The organism is Nocardioides panzhihuensis, from assembly GCF_013408335.1.
Classification (GTDB): domain Bacteria; phylum Actinomycetota; class Actinomycetes; order Propionibacteriales; family Nocardioidaceae; genus Nocardioides; species Nocardioides panzhihuensis.
This window is the reverse complement of sequence record NZ_JACBZR010000001.1, coordinates 4,980,044-5,001,787: the sequence shown is the minus strand read 5'-3', so window position 1 is coordinate 5,001,787 and position 21,744 is coordinate 4,980,044. Positions and strand designations below refer to the sequence as shown.

Genomic DNA, 21,744 nt, shown 5'->3' with positions numbered 1-21,744 from the left:
GTGCCGCGCCGATTGATAGGGGGGTCAGGGCCGGAATGTGAGGCGACCGCCTTGCTCAACGGAGTTCCTCGCAGGGCGACGGGATCGACGACCGCAAACCCTGGCCTTTCGCGACGCGCGGAAGAGTTCCCCATCCATCGTCGGGGCAGAAACTGGTGACCTCTCACTCCTTGCGTACCGCCCACGCCTGGTTTCGTCAGATGCTCGACAGGGCGAGGCGGTGGTTGGCACTCGGCCCCAAGTCACGGATCGAGGACAGAGCGGCGATCTGATGGCGCCCTTCCTTCAAGTTTGGATGCCGTTGTTGGAGTCTCGTTTCAGGACAATCCCGGGAGATACAAACGGTTAACAATGGGCTCGAAAATTGCCGAGCGATACCCCCGCCGGCTTATGTTTCCGCTTGCTCGCCGGCTCGGGGTCGGAGATGCGTTTCTGATTGTTCGATTCTTCAGGAGTCCAGTGAATCTCCCCCACCCCGGTGTGCTTTCCCATGCCCTCCGACACCTGTCTAACCGCGGGTCTGACCTATTCGTCGACTCGTTCATCTTTTTTCGTGCTCGTTGTGTCCGTCCAGGGACATTGGCTGCTCTTGTCGGCGTCCTGTCGTTGGCCGTGGCGGTCGTCGGTCTGTGGATACCAGTAACGCCGGCGGCAGCTTCGGTCCAAGCGGCGGATGACCCTGTGTTGGGGCCTGGTGATCTCGATGACCGGCCCGGACGCCCGGATGCGGTGTCGGCCTCGGTGACGGCCCGGACCTCCGGGGTGGCCGTGGAGGACATCTCGCAGCGCAGTGAGTCCGAGCGTGTGTTCGCGAACCCTGATGGCAGTTGGACCTCGGAGACGGCATCGGAGCCGACCCAGGTGCAGGACGGGGCCCCGGGGGCCGACGGGACAGCTCAGTGGAATCTGGTTGACCCCACTCTCGTCGAGGCTCCGGGCACCGCGGCCGGGTGGCGGCCGGCTCATGCGGTGGTCGAGCAGTCGTTCACCGCGGGTGGGACTGACTGGTTCGCCTCGCTGACTCAGGCGGGTCATGAGCTTCGGTTCGGTCTGGATGGTGACCTGGCTGCCGGTGGTGCCGATGCCGGTACCGGCGGCGGGTCGCCGGTGCAGTTCGGGACGCCTGTGGTCTCGGAGAACACAGCGGTGTACAAGGACGTCGCCTCCGATGAGGCGTGGAGCGCTGACCTGGTGGTCCGCGCATCGGCCATCGGGTTCGAGCACTGGTGGGTCCTGAACCCCGCGCAGACCACGGCACAGAAGTCGACGGCACCCTCGGCGAGAGCGGCAGAGGATGGGACAGCGCTATCCGAGGCGAGTATCACCGATCTTGACCTTGGGTTGACGGTCACCGATGTGACCGCGCAGACGAACTCGAAGGTTGACCCGGTCGAGGTGGTCACCACCGACAGTGGCGGGATCAAGATCCTCACGGACAAGGAAACGTCGGTGCTGCAGGCGCCGGGGCCGCTCTACTGGGACGCCACCACCACGGGACCCGATGAGTTCGACCCTGCAGCCAAAGCGCTGAAGACGCGCGGCAAGAAACCCCCGAAGCGCACCACCCCGCCAGGGGAACCGGCGGATGAAGGGCATGTGCATAAGGCGAAGACCAGCGCCCGAAACCTGTCCAAGAACGGCACAGCCACCGGTGTCTCTGTGATCAGGCTGGGCATCCCTGCCGAGGTCCTCAAGAGCGCGGCTGCATCCGGACCTGTCGTCGTCGATCCGTCGTTCACGATCGACCCGACCGCTGACACCTGGATCCAGACACCGGACTACACCACCTCCCAGGTGAGCTCGCAAGAGCTCCGTGTCGGCACCAACGATTTGGGCGCCCACACGGCGCGGTCGTACCTGAAGTTCGACGGCGGCAATAAGACCTGGGCCGGCAACCACGTCACCTCGGCCTCGATGAAGCTGCGCAACTTCTACTCCGGATCCTGCACGGGATCTGCCATCCGGGCCTCGAGACTCACGTCGAACTGGGACCTGTCCGGATTGACCTGGGGCAACCAGCCCAACGGCGCGACCACCAACTACACCGACATGTCGACCGCACGTGGATTCAGCTCGTCATGCCCGGCCGCTGATGTGTCCTTCAATCTGACCTCCATGGCCCAGGCCTGGGCCAGCGGCACCAAGAACTACGGCCTCCGGTTGATGGCCGTCGATGAGGACGTCAACAGTTCCTGGCGTCGGTACCGGTCCGCGAACTACACCGATACGTCCCTGGCCCCGACGCTGTCGGTGACCTACAACTCCTACCCCGGTACAGCTAGCACGCCGGTGGTCTCTCCTGGCACCGCGCCGTATGCCACGTCGGCGACCCCGAAGATCTGTTTCACGGTCTCGGACACCGACCCCGGTGCGAAGCTGCGGGGCTCGGTAGAGGTCTACGCCGGCTCTACGGCGTCCGGGGCAGCGTTGTGGTCCTGGACTGCAACCGAAGCGAGTGCAGTCACGAACGGCACGAACGTCTGCCCCACGATCCCAACAGGCAAGCTGACCAACGGGTCGACCTACACCGTGCGGGCACGCGCCTTCGACGGAACCAACTGGTCGAAGAGCTACTCGGCCTCGAAGACATTCACGGTCGATACAGTCAAACCCAACGTTACGGTCACCGCGTCGTCGTTCACCAACGGGCAGTGGCGCACCGACCGGCCGGCCTCGAACACGTTCACCTTCAACGGGTCCACCGACACCAAGTCGTTCAGCGTCGTCCGCGACGGCGGTGCCGCCACGATGCTGACCGCGAACAGCTCGGGTGATGCGTCCCTGTCATGGGTGCCCGCCAACGGCTCCCACATGCTGAAGGTCACCGCGACCGACAAAGCCGGGAACAACTACACCCCTGGCGACTTCACGTTCGGCGTAGGGTCTGCCGGTTTCGTCCTGCCCAACAAGGACACGCGCTCGACCGGGTTGTTCCCAGTGTCTGCCGAAGGACCTCCGGGTGCAGAGGATGCCACCGTTTCCTGGCGCTACACCTCCACCTCGACCACGACACCCGAATGGAACACGGCCGACGACGTCACCAAGGGCAGCGGTGAGTGGGATGGCGCTGTCACCAGTGACTCAGCATCCTCGGCGACAGGAACCTTGAACTGGGACGCCTCCGCGCAGGCGGACCCAGCGGCCGGAACCGAGGCTGACCCCGTCGAGATCAAGGCACCGTCGCATATCGAGCTTCGAGTCTGCTTCAGCTATCCCAGCGGGGCGACAGATGCCTGCACGCCGGCGCAGCCTGTCGAGCTGGTTCCCTCTGCGTTCGGTGACAACTTCCCGACCACTGATCTCGGACCGGCCAGCGTCGCGCTCTTGACAGGCGAGGTCGCCTTCAGCGAGACCGATGCTGTGGACACTCTCGCAGGGGTTGGGCGTACGTTCTCCTCTTACGATGCTGCCACCTCCAGCCCGGGTGAGTTCGGCCTTGGCTGGTCAACCGAGCTGCTCTCGGAAGGTGACTCCGACGCCTATCTGGTAGACAACCGAGCCAAGGACGCCACTTTTGTCCTTGTCACCGCTGGGAATGCGTCCCAGACCTACACCCCGGCAGATAACAGCGCTGATGTTGTCAACCCGACAGGTCCGGTTACGTTCGTTCCAACTGGTGGTGAAGACGGTTCGCGTCTCGTCCTGTCGCCGGCATCGGCTCAGGCCCCATCGAGCGTAGTGGTGACCCGTCCGCAGCAGGTGAGCACGACATGGACCTGGAAGCGGCCCGATGCCACCGACACGACGCCGGGCACTGAACCAGAGGAATGGGTCTTGGCGAAGGCGAATGGAGGAGGTACCACCTCGTTCAGCGGTAGTGTCGATGGCACAACCTGGATCGGCCAGACTGAGGCTGGGGTCGCCGCCACTTGTACGCCAGTTCAGCAGACCAGCGGGTGTCGTTGGCTGCAGATCTCCTACACCGGTGCCGACGATGCCAAACGGGTCACCAAGATCGAGCGAGGCATCGCAGGCACCACAGGGCTCACCACCCTGGCCACCTACTCCTACAACGCCGCTGGTCAACTCGTCGACGTCTGCGGGCCTGACCCTGACGGTGCCGGCGCCAAGACGGCGCTGTGTGCCAGCTACGACTACACCACAGTAGGTGGCAGGACTCTGCTCGTGAGCGCGGCCGCACCTGGCCAGAAACCCTGGCAGTTCGACTACGACTCCACCGGGCGTCTTACCAGCGTGTCCAGGCCGCTGGATCCAGCCAACGTCACCTCGAACACCACCGAGGCAATCTGGACCATCGCCTACGGTTTGCCCACAAGTACCGCTGGCCTGCCTGACATGAGTACAGCCGCAACGTCCAAGTGGGGCCAGGACACCGCGCCTACCAAGGTCTATGCCGTCTTCGGCCCCGAACGTGTTCCTAGTAGCACGCCAAGCACTGCCGACCTGTCCTACGCCTCGCTTTACTACACAGACGCCGCTGGCCAAACCGTCAACACGGCCAAGCACGGCAACGTGACCAACGACGGCAGCGGCGACGGCGAATGGCTGGTCGACACCACGTGGTACGACAACGCCGGCAACACTCACAGAACGTTGGACGCGGCTGGACGAGCCCAGGCGTTGGCAGCTTCTACTGACCCTGCAGTCAATTCGCAGGTCGCTTTCGATGCTTCCGCGTTCACCGTCTACGGACCAGTACCCAAGGTCGCTGGAGGTTCCGAAGGCAGCGATGAAGGTCTCGGTGACCGTGTCCTCGACGAGTACGGTCCTGCCCACACCGCCACTCTCGAGGACGGCAGCATCGGCCAGTATCGAAGCCACAGCCACTATGTCTACGACGACCAAGCTCCCGAGCTCGGAGGCGACGACAAGCCCGCGCTCCCCGAGGGGCAGGCAACATTCAACCTTGTGGTCGAGCAATCCGACTCCGCCGCGAGCGCAGACATGAGTGCTGACTACGACATCACCCTCACCCGCAACGTCTATGATCCCGTCGTCGAGGGCGACGGAAGCGGGTGGAAGCTCAACTCGCCGACCAAGATCAAGACACAAACCGGCTCGGACAGCACCGGGGCTCCGACATGGTCGACCCAGATCACACGCCACGACAGCGACGGACGACGCATCGAGTCCCGGCAGCCAGGCGGTGCCGCCAACGCGGACGGGTCTGGTGCCGACGCGCACGCCAACGTGTTCTCCTACTACGCCAAGAACAGCACTGATCCCGACTGTGACGTCACCGGTCACCCCGAACGTGCCGGCTGGGAAGCCCAGCTCTGTAAGAGCGGTCCCGCAGCGCAGCCAGATACGACGGACGCACCAACCATGCCGGTGACCCACTACGCCGCGTACGACGAAGCCCTCCAGCCCACACGGGTCACGGAGAGCTCCGGGGCCACGACTCGGACCACGACCATTTCCTATGACCTCCTCGGCCGCAGCCAGACCACCACGACCACCACTCAAGGTGGCGGGATCGAGGCCGATTCACGGTCAATGACCACCGGGTACGACCCCAAAACAGGCATGCCCACCACACAGTCCAACACTGATGGCACCATCACGACCACCTACGACACCTGGGGCAGGGTGAGCACCTACACCGACTCGCTGGGGAACACCTCAACTACGTCCTACACCGTCGACGGACAGATCGCTTCCTTCAACGACTCAGCAGGCACCTACACCTACACCTACGACGGGCCCTCAGGGGAGCACCGCCGCGTCGCAACCACCGTCCACGCCGGCATTCTCAAGGCCGACGGCACCTCAGCTGTCCCGTTCAAGCTTTCCTACGACGCGGCGGACCGCACGGCTCAGATCAGCTATCCCGGCGGCACCACCGCGGCCTACACCCGTGACCAGGCCGGAGCCATCACCGGGCTCGAGTACACCAACGGTGACGGAAGCGACTTGCTCGAGTTCACCAACACACTCGACGTCGATGGACGTGTCGTGGAGTCAACTAGTCCGGAATCCACCCAGGCCTACACCTACGACGCTCTCGGTCGACTCACCAAGACCGAAGACACCAGAGCCGACGGATGTACCAGCCGGGTCTACGGATTCAGCGCCACGTCCGAGCGCACCAGCCTCGCAACCTACGCACCCGCTACCGGGACCGACACCGATGGTGACGGAGAACCTGACTCCGGTATCGGCCGATGCCAGACAACCACCGAGAAATCGACGGACACGACGACCTACGACGCAGCCAGCCGCATCCGCGACGCCGGCTACACCTACGACACCCTTGGCCGCACTCAAACTGTCCCAGCTGCAGACACGTCCAACGGGTCCGACATCTCGGTCAGCCCCCTCAGCGCTACCTACTACGCCAACGACATGGCCAAGTCGCTCACTCAGACGGTACAGACCGCAGGAACCGACACCGACGGCGACGGCGTAACCGACACCGGCCCCACGCAGGTGGCGAAAACCACGCGCTATGGCCTCGACCCAACCGGCCGCATCAACACCATCACCAACACCACTGCCGGCGCTGAGACCAGCCGCGAACAGTTCGTCTTCGCCGCAAGCGGGGACAGCCCGAGCGTCGTGCGTACCTCGACCAACGCGGGAACCAAGTGGTCGACAATGAGATACGTCTCGATCGGAACCGCCGGCATGGTGGCCTCGATCACAGATACCACGGCCACCCTCAACCTCGCGAACCTTCACGGGGACACCGTCGCGACCGTCGGCCTGGAAGAACCAGGCCTAAGGAACTACGGCGAAACTGACGAGTTCGGCAACGCCGTGACAGGCAGTTCCAGACCAGATTCGCGATACGGGTACCTCGGGTCCAGCCAACGCGCATCCACGAACCTCGGCGGCCTCACGCTCATGGGAGCTCGCCTCTACAATCCCATCTCCGGCTCGTTCCTCAGCGTCGATAGAGTGCTCGGAGGAAACGCAACCGCCTACGCCTATCCGGCTGATCCAGTCAACAGTTCCGACACGAGCGGCCTAATCGCCGGGGTCGATGACGCCGCGGCTTTTCTCCTGGCGATCTTCGCCGTTACTGCGGGCCTCATCATGCTGACCTGGTACCTGCTTCGAAACTGCACATTTGGCTGCAACGTAAAGGTACGAAGCTTCTCGATTCCGTTCCCGAACCCATTCGCACCTTCCGCATGGAACCACCGAGGATCGAGATATCTCGTTTATCGGATCTACAACGTCAGTTCAGGGCGCACCTACAAGTACGGAATCTCGCGCCACGGTCCGTCCCGTCCCGCGAGCCAGTTGCCCAAATGCGGAAGGTACTACGGCAGCAAGTGCAAATGGTCGGCGAAGTTCTACGTTTATGGCTGGTACTATGCCCGTATGGCCGAGGCTGGTTTGATCTGGAAGTATGCCAAGAGACATGGGCACTGCCCGCCCGGACAATACTTGAGTTGTATCTGATGAGGGCCCAACTCACACGCTCACGGATCATGTGGGAGCTGCTCTCGACGGGCGTCGATGATTCGGACGACCTCGCTATGTTTCGCAACATGCTGCGGCTGTTCTCGCAGAGACAGCTCAAGGACTTTCGGGGTCACCTGGACAGGACGCTCGAGGCTGTGTCGGTGGTCGATCTCGTCGATGGCGAGGGTTGTTCCTATGTCGGGGATGCGAAGTTGGCCGCGGCAATGATGCTCTTGGCGGGCGGGCGTGACCGGACTGCGGAGGCGATCGCTGCTGGTGTGGTGACCGTTCCTGAGCCTGTGGAGCGGGGGCTCGAGCTGATGGAGGTCTTGGAGGCGGAGGCTGAGGAGCCTGAGGGTGATTGGGCCGACGGGAAGCTGATCTTCTCGGTTGTAGCCGATGTCGCCGACTGGGGGGTGCCCAACATCGCGCGCGGTTTCGAACGTGCGGAGGAGATTGTCGAGAGCGACAAGGCGCTTCAGGCTGTCGTTGACAGCGGTGAGGTCAAGTCGGTCTATGTCGAGATTTTCCCGTGGCATATGGATGGCACCGTTGAGCCTCCGAAGTTTTCCCGTCGTAACGGGCGGTGCAAGGTGTCTGCGGTGTTCGATCTCGATGCCCTCCCCGAGGACCGGTCAGATGTGGGGATTGAGCTCGTCGTAGATCTTGTTCGCCAAGCCGGTGTTCGGTTCAAGTTACCGGTTGCCGATCTGGTCAGCAGCCTCGAGTTGGCTGCCAGTGCAGCGCGCAACCGGTAAGCAAGGCACACCCGAGCCTGGCCTCTGAGGAATGGGAGTTCAGGGACGCGATGGCCCGGAACCCTCTAGTTTAAACAGAAACAAATAGACGCCATCAAGTAGGAAGAGCCCACAAAAGAATGCCGGCCGGCACTTCGCGTTCATGGTGATGTCGGCGCATTATGTAGGCACCAAGGCTGCTCGAGCGATGGGAGTCGCTCATGAGTTCAATGCGCCGAAAAAGAAGGATTCGCAGCGCGACTTCTCCAACAATGCCTATGCTCTAGGGTGGTACTCGAGGCATAAGGGAATGACGGCGTCGTATATCGGATTTTCCCTGACCGTGGCGACATGGTTCAGCTCTACTGGCATGGAGTCAGCCTGTTCATATGCGGATACATGTACGGATACTGTTCTAAGCAGAACGAAGTATTTCGAGGAAGCAAGTGCAAAAGTTGAGGAGAACATCAAACAGGTTCGTTTGGGCGTCGCTCGTCTTGTGCGCGGTGGTGGCTTTCACCGTACTCGTTGTCACGGCTCTGTCCAAGGTTTCAGGCGATACGCGTGAACGTACAGGTGTGGTCACTGATGCTGCTGCACTTTCCGTCTGGAAGTCGACTCTGAGTCCAGCGCTAGATGACTTGAACTCCTTTCCTGATCCACCCGGTATTCCGGCGGACGAGCCAGCGCGCGTCAGGCCGTGTGCCATTGACGAGTCAGATGGTTCGTTGGTGCAGCTCACGGCCGAGAAGCACTGGGCCACTGACGCCTCCCGAAATGGATACCCAAGTTTGGATGCGGTGGTTCCGGAGGTTCGTGCTGGTTATGCCGAGATCGTCGAGTCGGTGGTCGCCCGCGGCTGGACCGATCGAACCGATTCCCACGAAGAATCGGGGGACGGGGTGAACGGGCCAGTGAGAACGACGCTGACCAAGTCCATTGGGAACGAACGTGTCACGCTGTGGATTGATATGTACACGGACAGTGTCTTTGCCACGTTGACGTTCCCGGATGCGCCTCGCGCATGTCGGCTCGAGGAGTGAGTAGACACACCTGCACCATGGATGACAGATGAGTGTGTCGCCGTGGGACCTACACCTGCTTCACCGGCACTTCGACCGGGGCCCTGTCAGGTACGGCCACGCCCATGGGGTCAACATCAACTCCACACATCAGCCCTGAGACGGCGCTGCCAGAAGTCTCGAAGGTGGCCGAGACGTCGGGTAGTCTGATCGACGAAGGAACCCGGAGTGTCGGCGTTCCCGCTGGTCAGAGCCAGAGAAGCTGCGAGTTGAACCGAAGATGGACGAGATCGGCCGAGAGGTCGGTCTGCGCGATCGCGACCAGAAGGTTTGGGGTTCGAATCCATACAGGCGCGCAGAACCTTGAAACCGCCCTTGACCAGCCAAACCGCTGGGACGGGGCGGTTCTTCTTTTTCACATCCGGCACTCGCACCAGGTGTCAGCGCGTCATCGTGGGAGGACGTGACCGTCGGTCGCCTTTGGCCCGACGGCACGACCCAACACGTGCCAGAACGCTAGGAGTAGCGGTGGCTCTTTGCTTCGTGGCCCTGCTCGCGTGTGCAGGTGCGCCCACTCATCGAACGGTGCCCACATAGTGTCTCGGTAGGCGACGGCGGAGGAGCTGGGCTGGCGGACTGGGCTTTCGCAGGCCGAACCGCGGGACGGGCCGGCGTCGAGGCAGTGGTCGGCGTGGCCGCCCTCTCGCGATACCGGGCCTCCCGCATCGCCCGATTGGCTGCATCCTTACTCATCGTGTCTTCACCTGTCTGACTCTAGCCGTGCGCGCCGACAGTCTGGTTCAGGCGCGGCCACGGGCCCGAGCGAGCCGTGCGTCCAGCTTCGGACGAAGCCTCAGATCGACTCCAGGCGAAGCCGGAGCAACTGCTCGAAGCGCTGGACGTCACCGCCTGCGCGCTCGAGGTCCGCCGCATCGAGCAGGACGGTCAGATCGGCATCGGTTCGGACCAGGACGACCGGAGCACCTGCCGTACGGACCACGTCGGCGACGTCGGCCGGCATCTCGTTGAGATGGAGTGTCGTGAACGGGACCGGGAGTCGAGCAAGGAGCTCGTCCCAGCTGGGTTTCCGGCGAAGTGGCGAGTGGGTGATGTCGCACAGGGAGCAGTGGCGGGTGCCGCGAAGGCGCCCCCACACGTAGGCCGCCTCTCCGAGCAGCCCGCCGTCGGCGTCGTAGACCCCGACCAGCTCTTTCGCCTGCATCCGACGATGGTAGTGGCGAACCGGTCGCAACCGCCCGGTCCCATCGTCAGGCTGGCCAGGTCAACGGGTCGAGGAGGAGATAGAAGCGCTGCCTCTCCGCGTCCAGGTCGATCCCGTACAGCTCGCCGAACTCATGATCAGCCGCGCGAGCGGTGACCTCGTCGGGCCAGGTCTCGCGGGCGTTGGCCAGCAGCAGCGCGAGGTCGGCGTACGGGTCGGCGACGCCGAGACGGCCCAGGTCGATCAGTCCAGCCACCCGCATGGTGTCGGGGTCGATGAGGATGTTCGGCAGGCAGAGGTCGCCGTGGCAGACGACGCGTTCGTCCTCCTCCTGCCGTTGGCGTCGTGGCAGGTCGTCCTCGACCTGGCCGAGGACATGGGCAGGCGGCACCTGCTGAAGCGGTAGCGGCAGGAACTCGGTCTGGACCCGGCCCTGTGCCACCGTCGTACGCGCCAGGGGCATCATCGATGCGAGTCCTCTGTCGAAGGGACAGTCCGCGGTGGGGAGGTCGTGCAGGTCCCGTGCGATGGCGGCTATCCCCGACCAGGCGCGCCGGAGCGCAGCGGCATCGAGCTGGTCGGCAGGGACACCGGCAACGGCGCTGGTGATCAGGCACGCGCCTTCGTCGTTGGACCGCCATGCGAGGACAGACGCAGTGGGGAGGCCTGCCTCGCCGAGCCACGTGATCCGGTCCCGCTCCGCAGCCACGTCATCCCGGTATGCCGCGGGGGCGAGCTTGGCGAACCGTCCACGGGCACGGTCGTGGAGGACCATGGCGCCCGACTCTCCGGTGGTGACCGACTTCCAGTCCGTGCCGTCGGCGGGCAGCAGCCCGGCTGGTATCGAGGAGATGTCGACCGCCATGGACCAATGATCACTGCGGACCGCTTGGCATCCAACACGGTCTGGCCCGGAGTGTGGTCGGCGAGATCGACGGGTTGCGCGCACCGGCTGAGGCTCGGCCCCATAATGTCCCGGTGACCCTTCCCCAGCTCCTCGGGCGCCTGCGCCAGGTCAAACCTCTCGGTTCCGGCGGATTCGCCGAGGTGTGGCTCTACCAAGACCCGGTCCTCGACTCGCTGGTGGCCGTGAAGGTGCTCAGTGCCCAATGGACTCAGGCGGCTGACATCCGGGAGCGGTTCCTGCAGGAGGCGCGCTTCCTTCGGTCGGTCGACTCGCCCCATGTCGTCTCGGTCCACGACATCGGCGAGACCCCGTCGGGTGCGCCCTACTTCGTGATGTCGTACGCCGACGCGGGGAGCGTCGCGGAGCTGATCACCCAGCACCCTCAAGGCATGCCGCCGCAGACGGTGGCCGACGTGGTGGCACAGGCCGCGTCCGGCCTCGACGCACTGCACGCCCTCTCGGTCATCCATCGCGACGTGAAGCCGGCCAACATCCTGCTCACCGGCGGGTCCGACGGTCGGCTGCGCGCAATGGTCGCCGATCTCGGCGTGGCCCGCGCGCTCGACCAGCACTCGGAGGTGACCCGGCAGATCGGGACGCCCGCCTACATGGCGCCCGAGCAGTTCGACGAGTCGCTGCCGATCGATCATCGTGCCGACGTACGCAGCCTGGGCGCGGTGGCGTGGGCGATGTTCGCGGGCCGCTCACCGGCGCCGGCTTTGACGGTCGTATCCCGCGTTCCCGACCTCGGCACGGTCGCGCCCGTGCCGGCAGCGGTGTCCGCGGTGATCATGCGCGCCCTGGAGCCGAGGGCCGAGGACCGCTGGCCGGACGCGGGGAGCTTCGCCGCAGCGCTCACCGCTGCGGCCGAGGGGCGGGCAGTCGTCGTACCTCCTCCTTCAGAGGCGCAGACCGTGCTCCGGTCGCCGTCCTCGACGCAGCCGCAAGCGACGCAGCCGACGCAGGCGCCGCCCGCGCGCCGGCGACGCAACGGCGTCCTCATCGCTGCCGCCGTCGGTGTCGCGCTGGTGCTTGTCGGTGCGGCGACCTGGTTCGTGGCGCGCGGCGGTCCGGCGGAGGATCCGGCCAACGCCGCGGAGACGGCGGCCGGGAAGCCGGTCAGCGGCGCGGAGACCGCGGCCGTCCGGTTCGTCGACGCGCTCCAGGCAGGTGACTGCGAGGCCGCTGGCCTCTACATGCCCGACCTCGACGACCCGGCCGGGTGGGACTGTACCGATGACGCCAACGGCGGCGACGGTTTCTACTACCACATCCTCGAAGACCTCGACGCCGGCGGCGAGCGGCGGGTCGAGGATCTCGGGGACGGGCTCTTCCGGGTGGTCTGGGTGGACCAGGGCTACGTCAACATGCAGCGCCAAGAGGACACCCTGTTCAAGGTGCAGCAGGTCGTCTGCTGCTAGCCCGATATCCGGGTGACGGCCCCGGGCAGGCTGAGAAGAACGAAGGCACCGGTTGCGGCGAGGGTTCGTAGCGTGTGGAAGATCAGCCACGGCCTCTCGAACGAGGACACGGAGCCGCCGTTCGCCAGGGCGTCGTTCAATGGCAGGTTCGCCGCGAAGGTGATGACGACGGCAGCGACGGCGAGGCAGGCGGCGGTGATGGCGAGGGGGCTCCGGTGCCATCCGAGGAGCATCAGGGCCAGTAGCGGGGCGCCCAGGAAGAAGGCCAGGAACACCGGGTTGACGATGACCACGTTGAGCCGGTTCACCACCCGGGCGTAGACATCGTCAGGCTGGCCGTGCAGCGCCGGCATGAATGCGACAAGGAAGGCGATGTAGACGCCGGCGGTGACGCCGTTGAGCAGCCTCGCGCCGGTGAGTACGACCTCGCTCATGACTGATCACCCCGGTCGAGATCATCGATGCTTCGAGCAGCGCGGCCCAGGACTGCCTCGACGTCGCCGGTCACGTATGCGTTGCGTCCGTCGAGAACCTCTTCGAACAGGTACGCCAGTCCAGCCGCGTCGGGCGTCGGCAACCCGGCCGCGGTCAGGACCGAGACGTAGTCCTCCGTGGGCATGGAGCGGTACGTGACGGTGGGCCCGCCGATGGCGTGCGCGGCCTCCTCGAAGGTGAGCAGTCGAGGCCCGGTGAGCTCCAGGACCCCGCCGACGTAGCCCTTGTCGAGGAGGGTCGCGACGGCGACGTCGGCGATGTCGTCGGCGTCGACGAACGGCTCGGCGGCGGTGTGCTCGACCATGGTGAACGACCCGGCCGCGAGCTCGTCCGCGAACGCACCTTCGGTGAAGTTCTGCACGAAGAAGGCCGAACGCAGGATCGTCCACTCGGCGCCTGAGGCCATCACGGCCTGCTCGGCTCGCTGGGCACCGTCCTCGCCGCGGCCGGAGAGCAGTACGAGACGGCCGCAACCCGCGGCGACCGCCTGAGCGGCGAACGCGCCGATGATCTCGTCGGCGCCCGGCAGGCCCAGGTCGGGCTGGAAGGTCAGGTAGGCCGACGCGCAGCCCTCGATGGCCTCGGCCCAGGTGGTCTGGTCGTGCCAGTCGAACCGGGGCGCCGAGTGCCGGGTGACGGCACGTACGTCGTGGTCAAGGGTCTGCAGACGGCGGGCGACGCGCTGGCCGGTCTTGCCGGTGGCGCCGGTGATGAGAGTTGTCATGCCTCTAATCTGGCCTGGCGAAAGCGACGATGGAATACGCTTGGCTCCAGTAGCCATGCGTTATCGTCTCACCATGTCGTCACTCGATCTGCTCATGGACGGCCCGCGGGCCCAGGCCGCCTTCCTGTTGAAGGCGGTGTTCGCCGGGGAGTGGTCGATCACCGCCGAGGACGAGGTGCCGCTCACGGTCATCGCGATAGCACGCGGCGAGGCGGTCTTCACCGGCTGCGAGGGACCGCAGGAGGTGGCGGCAGGGGATGTGATCGTGTGCCGCGGGCCGGCGACCTATGTCATCGCCGACTCGGCCGATCGTCCCGCCGACATCCGGATCCTGCCCGGCCAGGTCTGTATCGACACGAACGGGGCCCTGCTGGCCGAGGAACTGGCGCTGGGCGTACGCACGTGGGGCAACAGCCGCTCGCCGGAGGCAACCGTGATGCTCATCGGGACCTATGAGCGCGAGACGTCGGTGGGCTCGCTGCTGTTGTCCCGGCTGCCGACCAGCGTGGTGCTGCGCGGCTTCGACACCGCCGTTCTCGACCTGCTGTCGACAGAGCTGGTGCGTGAGGAGGCCGGACAGGCGGCTCTGCTCGACCGGCTGCTGGACGTACTCGCGGTCAAAGCTGTCCGGGAGGTGCTCGCGGACTCACCGGCACTTCCTGCCGACGACGCCGTGGCCGCGGTGCTGCGGGCGATGGAGCAGCACCCCGAGCTGCCCTGGACGGTCGCCGGTCTCGGTGAGCAGGTCGGTCTCTCGCGAGCCGCTCTGGCGCGACGCTTCACCGAGCAGGTCGGCGAGCCACCGCTGGCGTACCTGACCCGGTGGCGGCTCGCTCTGGCGGCAGACCTGCTGGTCGGCACGGACCTGACCCTGTCGGCGATCGCCGCCCGCGTCGGCTACGCCAACCCGTTCGCACTCAGCGCTGCCTTCAAGCGCGTCCACGGCACCTCGCCGACCTCCTACCGGAGCCGCCATGTCGCCTGAGGCCCTGCCCTACTCCTCGCGGAGGATCTTCGGCGGACCCGCCGACGATGCCTCGCCGCGCTCGACGGCGGCGGTGTGGCTGGCGAGAGCGCGTTCGAGGAGCTCCATGAGAGGGGTCTCCTCGCGCGCCATCTGCAGGTAGTCCGGGCCGAGGGAGACGATGAGGTCGCGTTCGGCGAGGAGGGCGTTGTGGATGCGCTCGCGCTCGGCGGGGTCGGTGGTGTACTCCGAGTCCAGGTACGACGCTGCGTGCCGGCGGGCGTTGGCGATGGCGTTCTTGGCCCGGCCGCGCTTGCTGAAGAGAGAGGCGACGACGGTGACCACGAGTACGCCGAGGATGACGCTCAAGGACAGGCCGGTGCTGATCTCGACCACGTGCACGGGGTCGCCGTCGTTGATGAACGGGACGTTGTTCTCGTGGAGTGCGTGCAGGATCAGCTTCACGCCGATGAAGGCGAGGATCGCGGCCAACCCGTAGGACAGGAAGATGAGCCGGTCGAGGAGGCCGTCGAGCAGGAAGTAGAGCTGGCGCAGGCCCAGCAGGGAGAACGCGGTCGCGGTGAAGACGAGATAGACGTTCTGTGTCAGACCGAAGATCGCAGGGATCGAGTCGAGCGCGAAGAGGATGTCGGTGCCGCCGATGGCCACCATCACCAGCAGCATCGGCGTCAGGATGCGCTTGCCGTTCTCCACCGTGAAGAGCTTGTCGCCGTCGTAGTGCTCACTGACGTGGAACAGTCTCCGGGACAGGCGGACGACGAAGTTCTCCTTGTCGGAGTGGTCGTCGGGCTTCAGCATGTTGCCGGCCGTCATCAGCAGGATCAGCCCGAACAGGTAGAACACCCAGGCGAAGGTGTTGATCAGAGCGGCGCCCACGAAGATGAACCCGGTGCGCGCGATCAGCGAGAAGGTGATTCCGAAGAGCAGCACCTTCTGCTGGTCGTCGCGCGGCACCCGAAAGCTGGTGATGATGATCAGGAAGACGAACAGGTTGTCGACCGAGAGCGCCTTCTCGGTGATGTAGCCGGCGAAGTACTCCCCGCCCATCGCGCCGCCGCCGATGATCAGCACGCCGACGCCGAAGAGCAGCGCGATCGCGACGTAGAGCGCCGACCAGGTGGCCGCCTCCTTCAGCGTGGGTGTGTGGGCCTTGCGGACGTGGAAGAAGTAGTCGAACCCGAGCAGGCCGACGATCGCGACCACGGTGACCACCCACACCCATGTCGGTGCGCCCATGCTGACAACCCCCTGAGAGTCGATCTGCGAGTCGGTCCGAGCGGGACTCGCGGTTCAGCCTAGGCGGAGGTTCGCGGGATCGACACCCCATCGAGGATCTGGGGGAGCGCGTCGTCGAGGAGTCGGTCGGCACGAGGGTCGTCGGGCCGGATCGTACGCATCGTGAGGCTGTGCAGGAACACGCCCATCATCGTCTGGGCGAGAAGGTCGGTCGGCATCGTGGAGGTGCAGTCGAGGCGGTCGAGCGCGAGCTCGACCACCTCGACGAGCTGCTCGCTGAGTGCCGTGAAGGTCGCCGAGCTGATCTCTCGGGCATCGGGGTCGCGCAGGCTCTGCAGCACCACCTCGCTCTGCAGGACGTACCAGCGGTCCTGCATGGGGCCGACCGCGTCGAAGGCCGCTCTGATCAGCGATCCGCTCGAGTCGGCGTCGCTGTGCTCGGCGACGGCGGTGCGTACGGCCTCGATCAGCCTCTCGGACTCCTCCTTGAACGCCTCGAGAAGCACCTCCTCGACGCTGCCGAAGTTGGAGTAGAAGGCGCCGCGCGTGTAGCCGGCGGCGCTGACGAGGTCGTCGACGGTGACCCGGCGCGCCCCGCGCTCGACGAAGACGTCGACAGCCGCGGCCAGCAGTCGCGCGCGGGTGTTCGTACGTCGCCTGGGGGCCTTCACCTCGGTCATGTAGCAATCCTCACATACACCGACGATACACTTTCGTATTGAATGCGTTAATGTATCGAACGTGTCCTCCTACCTCTACCGCCTCGGCCGGCAGGTCGCGCGCCGAGCCAAGACAGTGCTGGCCCTCTGGCTCCTGCTCGCCGTGCTGCTGGGCGCGCTGACGGTCTCGCTCGGCGGCAAGCTTCAGAACGACTTCACGATCCCTGGCACGGAGTCCCAGCAGGGCCTGGACGCGCTCACGCAGCGCTTCCCCGAGGTCTCCGGGACCTCGGCGCAGCTGGTCTTCGTGGCTCCCGAGGGGCAGAAGATCCAGGATCATCGGCGCGAGATCGCCGACGTGCTCGCCGAGGTCGAGAAGGTGGACCACGTCGCGACGGTCACCGACCCGCTGGCGTCGGAGAGCCGGACGGTGAGCGACGACGGCCGCGATGCGCTGGCGACGGTGCAGTTCGACCTCGGTCTCGACGAGCTCCCCGAGCGGGTGACCGACGAGCTGGAGGAGGCCGCGGAGCTGCCGGAGGGGTCTCCGGTCGAGCTCCACATCGGCGGGGATGCGTACTCCGTCACGGGGGTGCACGTCAGCGCGACCGAGGCGATCGGTCTGCTGATCGCCCTGCTGGTCCTCGCGATCACGTTCGGGTCGTTGCTGGCAGCCGGCCTGCCGATCCTGACCGCGCTGCTCGGGGTGGCGATCGCGATGGCCGGGATCTTCTCCGTCGCCGCGGTCACCACGATCTCGGCCACGACCCCGACTCTCGCGCTGATGATCGGGCTCGCGGTCGGTATCGACTACGCGCTGTTCGTGATCGCCCGCCACCGCAGCCAGCTGGCCACCGGTCTCGGTGTGGAGGAGTCGATCGCCCGAGCGGTCGCGACCGCGGGAAGCGCGGTCATCTTCGCTGGCGTCACGGTCATCATCGCGCTGTGCGGCCTGGTGGTCGCGGGCATCCCGTTCCTGGCGGTGATGGGGTACGCAGCGGCCGCGGCCGTCCTGGTCGCGGTGCTCGTCGCGCTCACCGCCGTGCCGGCTCTCCTCGCGCTCGCGGGGGAGCGGTTGCGGCCGAAGTTTGGGTCTCGGGCCCATCGGCGTGAGGCTGCCGCGGAGGGGCGGCCTCACGCCATCACTCTCGGAGCCCGCTGGGTGCGACTGGTGACCAGGATGCCGGTGGTCACCGTCGTGATCTCCCTGCTGATCATCGCCGTCCTGGCGATCCCGGCGCGCGACCTCGCGCTGGGGCTGAGCGACAACGGCAGCGCCGAGCCGGGCAGCAGCGAGCGGGAGACGTACGACCTGATCAGCCGTGACTTCGGGCCGGGGTACAACGCGCCGCTGTTCGTGACCGCGGACATCATCGACACCACCGACCCGATCGGCGTGGTGGACGATCTCGGCAAGGCGCTCGGGGATCATGACGGCGTCCAGAAGGTCGCCCTGGCCACCCCGAACCGGACCGCCGACCTCGGGCTCGTGGTGATCTACCCGACCACCGAGAAGAGCGACCCGGCGACCGCCGCGCTGGTCGAGGAGATCCGCGCGGACTCGGCTGACCTGGAGAAGCGGTTCGGGATCGAGGACGTCATGGTCACCGGGCAGACGGCGGTCGCCATCGACGTCAGCGACCGCCTCTCCGGCGCGATCCTGCCGTTCGGCGCGGTCGTCGTCGGGCTGTCGCTGATCCTGCTGACGATCGTGTTCCGCTCGATCGCGGTCCCGTTGAAGGCGACGCTCGGCTATGTGCTGTCGGTGGCGGCATCGTTCGGCGTCGTCGCTGCGGTCTTCGAGTGGGGCTGGGGCGCCGACCTGTTCAACGTCGCCAAGGTCGGCCCGGTGATCGCGTTCTTCCCGATCATCCTGATGGGCGTGCTCTTCGGGCTCGCGATGGACTACGAGGTGTTCCTGGTCTCCCGGATGCGGGAGGACTTCGTCCACACCGGGGATGCGCGGCGCTCCGTCGACACCGGGTTCACCGCCAGCGCGCGCGTCGTCACCGCCGCGGCGATCATCATGATCGCCGTCTTTGCGGCCTTCGTCCCCAACGGGGACCCGATCGTGAAACCGATGGCGCTCGGTCTCACCGTGGGTGTGCTCATCGATGCGTTCCTGGTGCGAATGACGCTGGTGCCGGCGGTGCTCGCCCTGCTCGGGCGCCGGGCCTGGTGGCTGCCGCGCTGGCTGGACCGCCGGATGCCGGTCCTCGACATCGAGGGCGAGGCGCTCGTCCACCACCTCGAGCACGCCGACTTCGTGGACTCGCACGGCGAGGTCGCGGTTCGGGCACGGCACGTCGCCGTCTCCGGTGCGCTCGCTCCGCTCGACCTGACGCTTCGGCCGGCCGGGATCGGCGTCGTCCACGGGCCCGATCCCGTGGCGCGCTCTGCTGCGCTCGCGGCCCTCACCGGCCGGCTCGGGTTCTCGGGGCAGCTGGTGGTGCTCGACCGGCTGCTGCCCGAGGAGTCCGGAGCGGTACGCGCCCGGGCGGCTCTCGTCGGCAGCGTCGCCGAGGCGCTTCGGTTCGCAGAGGCCCGACGGGTGCCGGCGCTGGTCGCGATCGACAGCCCCACCTCGCTCGACAGCGGCCAGATCGCCGCCCTGTCCGCGCTGACCTCGCGAGGCACCACGGTGCTTCTCGGGATGCCGTCGGTGCCCGCCGTGCCACAGGTCGCGGATGCGATCGCTCGGGCCGTGCCGGCCTCAGACAACCAACCTCAGACCGAGCTCGCTGACACCGTTGCTCCGGTCGCCGACCTGGAGACAGTCCGATGAAACGTACGAAATCATGGTGGGGCGGCCGCCGTCTGATCGCCGCCGCGATCCTGCTGCCGGTCGTCGTGACGGCGCTCGCGCTCGTCGCGCTCGGCGACCGGACCGAGAACCTCGACCGAGTTCCTGCCGCCGTGGTCAATCTCGACGAGCCGGTGACGACGGGAAGCGGGAAGAGCAAGCAGACGATCTACGCCGGGAGAGCGCTGGCCGCGGACCTCGTCTCCTCCTCGGAGTCGTCGAGCCCCACGCTCGGCTGGGAGCTCACCGACGAGGAGGACGCGCGCTCGGGCTACGCCGATGGGACGTACGCGGCGGTGATCACGATCCCGGAGGATCTGTCCAAGACGCTGTCCGGGGTGCAGGGGAGCGACCCCAGCGCCGGTCGGGTGAGAGTGGAGGCGTCCGACGCCTCGAGCGAGGTGACCGCCGGGATCGCGCGGCAGGTCGCGCGGCAGTCGGCATCGACCCTGGGACGTACGGTCACCACCACCTATCTCGACGGTGTCCGCGACCAGACCGGGAAGCTCAAGTCCAGCCTGACCTCGGCTGCTGACGGCGCCGACCAGCTCGCCGACGGAACCTCCGCCGCCGACTCGGGTGCGGGGAAGGTCGCCGACGGCGCCAGGTCGCTCAGCTCCGGTGCCTCCGGGGCGGCCGATGGTGCCGCGCAGGTCGCGGGCGGGGCCGACTCGCTCGCGGGTGGTCTCGGTCGGCTCTACAGCGGGGCGGACTCGTTGGCGAGGGGTGCCGGGAAGGCTTCGAAGGGTGCCTCCTCGCTGGCCGCCGGGGCCGACTCGCTCGCCGGTGGCCTCGGTCGGCTCGAGAGCTCGACCGCGGAGCTCCCGTCGCAGGCCTCGGCGCTCGCGACCGGCGCCACGCAGGTGTCGGAGGGCGTGGACGGCTACACCCAGCTCGCCAAGGGCTGGGCGCAGGCGTGCGCGAGCGACCCGCTGCTCGCGGCCTCCAAGCCACAGCTGTGCGGCGCCACCGGGGCGGCGGTCGGATCCGGTGGTGGGCAGGCCGACCAGCTCGCCGCAGGCGCGGCCGAGGTCGCCTCGGGTGCTTCGGCGCTGTCGCAGGCGGCGCCTGAGCTGACCGGAGGGATCTCGACGGCGGCGGTCGGGGCCGGGAAGGTCGCGTCCGGAGCGTCGCAGGTCGCCGACGCCAACGCCCGGCTCGCTGCCGGGGCGCGTGAGCTCGAGGGCGGTCTCGGCAAGGCGAACGACGGCGCCGCCTCGCTGGCCTCCGGTACTGATCAGCTCGCCTCCGGCACGAAGCAGCTCGAGAGCGGATCGGCCTCGCTGGCCTCGGGTGCTGACGACCTGTCCGCCGGGACCTCCTCGCTGACCGAGGGTGCGTCCTCGTTGGCCTCCGGGCTCGATGAGGGTGCCTCGCAGATCGCGGTCCCGGGTGAGAAGCAGGCGGAAGTCGTCGCCGACCCGGTGCAGGTCTCGGTCGCCTCGGAGACCGCCACCTCGGGGGCGACCCGGCTGGCACCGGCGGTGATCGCGCTGGCGCTGTGGCTGGGTGCGTTCGCGATCTATCTGTTGCGTTCGGCCTTCCCCGCCAGGCGGCTGCGGGAGGCGCTGCCGGCTCGTCGGCTCGCCTTGCTCGGCCTTTGGCCGGCGGTGGTCGTCGGACTGGTGCAGGCGCTGCTCATCGTCGTGGTGGTCGGTGCGCTCGGCGCCGACCTCGACCAGCCTGTCGCCACGGCTGGGATCGCGGCGCTCGCTGCAGCTGTGTTCGTCGCGGTCCACCAGGCTGCCGTCGCGCTCGCCGGCCGGCGTCGGGGCTGGCTGTTCTCGCTGGTCTTCCTCGCCCTGCAGCTGGTCTCGCTCGGTGGACTGCTGCCGGTTGCCACCGCCGCCGAGCCGTTCGGCACGCTCGCCGGGATCCTTCCGGTCCCGCTCGCCGCCGAGGCGCTGCGCGGGGTTGCGGTCGCGCAGAGCGGTGCGGCAGCGGGTGCGTCGCTCGCCGGCCTGGTGCTGTGGCTCCTGCTCGCGCTCGCGGTCAGCGTCTTCGCGGCCGGGCGGGCGCAGCGTACGTCGGTGGCGGAGATCCGCGGGGCGGTCGCTGCGGGCTGAGCGGCGGCCAGCGCGCGTGTAACACGTCGTTCGTAGGACTATCCGGTCGTTCTGATAGGGCGAGAAGACCTACGAACGACGTGTTACAGCTCG

General features: G+C 66.7%; 13 protein-coding genes. 7 read left to right on the top strand and 6 right to left on the bottom strand.

Features of this window, described 5'->3' with window-relative positions; translation table 11 throughout:
- Nucleotides 1-612: 612 nt before the first annotated feature.
- From BJ988_RS23685 to BJ988_RS23675, 3 genes are all read left to right on the top strand, one after another.
- Nucleotides 613-7,371 (top strand): DNRLRE domain-containing protein, encoded by a 6,759-nt coding sequence (locus BJ988_RS23685; protein ID WP_179660322.1) that lies wholly within the window; start codon nucleotides 613-615, stop codon nucleotides 7,369-7,371.
- Between the two features lie 29 nt (nucleotides 7,372-7,400).
- Nucleotides 7,401-8,132, top strand: a complete 732-nt coding sequence (locus BJ988_RS23680; protein WP_179660321.1) for a hypothetical protein — start codon at nucleotides 7,401-7,403, stop codon at nucleotides 8,130-8,132.
- 488 nt (nucleotides 8,133-8,620) lie between these two features.
- Entirely contained in the window at nucleotides 8,621-9,154 is a 534-nt protein-coding gene (locus tag BJ988_RS23675; RefSeq protein ID WP_179660320.1) for a hypothetical protein, read from the top strand.
- Between the two features lie 832 nt (nucleotides 9,155-9,986).
- Here the strand turns inward: BJ988_RS23675 and BJ988_RS23670 are convergent.
- Nucleotides 9,987-10,355: a hypothetical protein gene (locus BJ988_RS23670; protein WP_179660319.1), complete on the bottom strand. Its 369-nt coding sequence runs from the start codon at nucleotides 10,353-10,355 to the stop codon at nucleotides 9,987-9,989.
- 46 nt (nucleotides 10,356-10,401) lie between these two features.
- On the bottom strand, nucleotides 10,402-11,220 hold the full coding sequence (locus BJ988_RS23665) for an aminoglycoside 3'-phosphotransferase (RefSeq protein ID WP_179660318.1): 819 nt from the start codon (nucleotides 11,218-11,220) through the stop codon (nucleotides 10,402-10,404).
- A gap of 113 nt (nucleotides 11,221-11,333) precedes the next feature.
- Between BJ988_RS23665 and BJ988_RS23660 the strand changes: the two genes are divergently transcribed.
- Complete coding sequence (locus BJ988_RS23660) at nucleotides 11,334-12,683, top strand: protein kinase domain-containing protein (protein WP_179660317.1); 1,350 nt, start codon at nucleotides 11,334-11,336, stop codon at nucleotides 12,681-12,683.
- Here the strand turns inward: BJ988_RS23660 and BJ988_RS23655 are convergent.
- Nucleotides 12,680-13,117, bottom strand: a complete 438-nt coding sequence (locus tag BJ988_RS23655) for an anthrone oxygenase family protein (protein WP_179660316.1) — start codon at nucleotides 13,115-13,117, stop codon at nucleotides 12,680-12,682. The genes BJ988_RS23660 and BJ988_RS23655 overlap by 4 nt on opposite strands.
- Complete coding sequence (locus BJ988_RS23650) at nucleotides 13,114-13,902, bottom strand: NAD(P)H-binding protein (RefSeq protein ID WP_179660315.1); 789 nt, start codon at nucleotides 13,900-13,902, stop codon at nucleotides 13,114-13,116. The genes BJ988_RS23655 and BJ988_RS23650 overlap by 4 nt, the downstream gene beginning before the upstream one ends.
- Before the next feature lie 73 nt (nucleotides 13,903-13,975).
- On the opposite strand from BJ988_RS23650, the gene BJ988_RS23645 reads away from it, so the two are divergent.
- The gene (locus BJ988_RS23645) at nucleotides 13,976-14,887 is read left to right on the top strand and encodes an AraC family transcriptional regulator (RefSeq protein ID WP_179660314.1); all 912 of its coding nucleotides are present in this window, start codon (nucleotides 13,976-13,978) and stop codon (nucleotides 14,885-14,887) included.
- Between the two features lie 9 nt (nucleotides 14,888-14,896).
- Here BJ988_RS23645 and BJ988_RS23640 read toward each other — a convergent pair whose 3' ends face one another.
- Nucleotides 14,897-16,123 (bottom strand): TerC family protein, encoded by a 1,227-nt coding sequence (locus BJ988_RS23640; RefSeq protein WP_179660313.1) that lies wholly within the window; start codon nucleotides 16,121-16,123, stop codon nucleotides 14,897-14,899.
- A gap of 59 nt (nucleotides 16,124-16,182) precedes the next feature.
- Entirely contained in the window at nucleotides 16,183-16,803 is a 621-nt protein-coding gene (locus BJ988_RS23635) for a TetR/AcrR family transcriptional regulator (RefSeq protein ID WP_179660312.1), read from the bottom strand.
- 61 nt (nucleotides 16,804-16,864) lie between these two features.
- Between BJ988_RS23635 and BJ988_RS23630 the strand changes: the two genes are divergently transcribed.
- Nucleotides 16,865-19,567 (top strand): MMPL family transporter, encoded by a 2,703-nt coding sequence (locus BJ988_RS23630; RefSeq protein ID WP_179660311.1) that lies wholly within the window; start codon nucleotides 16,865-16,867, stop codon nucleotides 19,565-19,567.
- Nucleotides 19,564-21,651: a YhgE/Pip family protein gene (locus BJ988_RS23625; protein ID WP_179660310.1), complete on the top strand. Its 2,088-nt coding sequence runs from the start codon at nucleotides 19,564-19,566 to the stop codon at nucleotides 21,649-21,651. The genes BJ988_RS23630 and BJ988_RS23625 overlap by 4 nt, the downstream gene beginning before the upstream one ends.
- The last annotated feature ends 93 nt before the right edge of the window (nucleotides 21,652-21,744 follow it).

Bases quoted from the DNA above. Each gene is read 5' to 3' on its own strand.
- BJ988_RS23680 (WP_179660321.1), top strand. From the start codon at position 7,401: ATGTGGGAGCTGCTCTCGACGGGCGTCGATGATTCGGACGACCTCGCT.
- BJ988_RS23650 (WP_179660315.1), bottom strand. From the start codon at position 13,902: ATGACAACTCTCATCACCGGCGCCACCGGCAAGACCGGCCAGCGCGTC.
- BJ988_RS23645 (WP_179660314.1), top strand. From the start codon at position 13,976: ATGTCGTCACTCGATCTGCTCATGGACGGCCCGCGGGCCCAGGCCGCC.
- BJ988_RS23670 (WP_179660319.1), bottom strand. From the start codon at position 10,355: ATGCAGGCGAAAGAGCTGGTCGGGGTCTACGACGCCGACGGCGGGCTG.
- BJ988_RS23655 (WP_179660316.1), bottom strand. From the start codon at position 13,117: ATGAGCGAGGTCGTACTCACCGGCGCGAGGCTGCTCAACGGCGTCACC.
- BJ988_RS23640 (WP_179660313.1), bottom strand. From the start codon at position 16,123: ATGGGCGCACCGACATGGGTGTGGGTGGTCACCGTGGTCGCGATCGTC.
- BJ988_RS23625 (WP_179660310.1), top strand. From the start codon at position 19,564: ATGAAACGTACGAAATCATGGTGGGGCGGCCGCCGTCTGATCGCCGCC.
- BJ988_RS23635 (WP_179660312.1), bottom strand. From the start codon at position 16,803: ATGACCGAGGTGAAGGCCCCCAGGCGACGTACGAACACCCGCGCGCGA.
- BJ988_RS23665 (WP_179660318.1), bottom strand. From the start codon at position 11,220: ATGGCGGTCGACATCTCCTCGATACCAGCCGGGCTGCTGCCCGCCGAC.